This is a genomic window from Cecembia lonarensis LW9 (genome assembly GCF_000298295.1).
Taxonomy (GTDB): Bacteria; Bacteroidota; Bacteroidia; order Cytophagales; family Cyclobacteriaceae; genus Cecembia; species Cecembia lonarensis.
The window spans coordinates 1-1,038 of sequence record NZ_AMGM01000209.1 but is presented as its reverse complement, the minus strand read 5'-3'; the positions used below and the strand labels follow the sequence as shown (position 1 = coordinate 1,038).

The window sequence follows — 1,038 nt, the reverse complement described above, 5'->3', positions numbered from 1 at the left end:
CTGACTCTTCGGAATCATACACGGAGCCAACTATAGTTTGTCAATTTGTGTCAATAATTTTCCTAGTTGGTGTAATTGGTGTTTCTTGGTTAAAAATACACAAAACCATGAACATCTTAGAATTTGTAAACTATTTCCCAAGCGAGGAAAGCTGTGAGGATTTCTTGAAAACCTACCGTGAGAACACCGGGATTTATTGTAAAACTTGTAAAAGCTTCTCAAAACAGTACTGGTTTAGTGGAAAGAAGTTTTTTGAGTGCAGCATATGTAGAAGGAGGACTTCCCTTAAGGCAGGGACTGTAATGGAATCGAGCAATCTTTCATTGCAGACCTGGTTCACCGCCTTTCTGTTGATGTCGGCCACCAAGAAAGGCTTTTCCTGCCTAGAATTCCAGAGACAGTTGGGACTTAAAAGGTATGAGACTGCGTTCAACCTCATGCACAAGATCAGAGCTTTAATGGGAAAGCGGGATGATCTGTATCTACTCAAAGGAATGGTGGAATATGATGAGGCATATGTGGAAAAAGCAACAAGAAAAGAGGTTCAGGAACGTCTGAAGCGAGGGAAGGGGAGCCAAAAGCAGGCAATTGTTGCAGTCGCTTCAGAATCGACGCCATTGGAGGATCCAACTACAGGTAAGAGGAGCCGTCATTGTGGTTTTTTTAAAATGAAAGTACTAACTGATGTGACCAAAGAAACTGTGGAGCAATTTGTAGAAGAATCAATAGATCCAGAAACAGTTCTGTTTACTGATAAAAACACTGCATATGTAAACCTCGAAAGATTGGTGGAAGAGCACATCAAGATAAAGTCCTCCCCAGACTCTACAAAAGGAGCTCTTAACTGGGTCCATGTGGCAATAAGTAACTTAAAAAGGAATCTGCTGGGAATCTATCACATGGTAAGTGAAAAGTATCTTCAGAATTACCTCAATGAGTTTGTGTATAAGCTCAATAGAAGGTATTTTGGAGAAAAGTTGTTCAACAGATTAATTGTTGCGGCAATTTATCCATACGTGCAACATTCCGAATAGTCAG

The 1,038-nt window shown here is 40.4% G+C and carries 1 protein-coding gene; it reads left to right on the top strand.

What is annotated here, in order from left to right; all coding sequences use genetic code 11:
* The first annotated feature begins 107 nt into the window (after window positions 1-107).
* A complete protein-coding gene (locus tag B879_RS20890) occupies window positions 108-1,034 on the top strand; it encodes an IS1595 family transposase (protein ID WP_009187204.1) in 927 nt (308 codons plus the stop codon).
* Window positions 1,035-1,038: the final 4 nt, after the last annotated feature.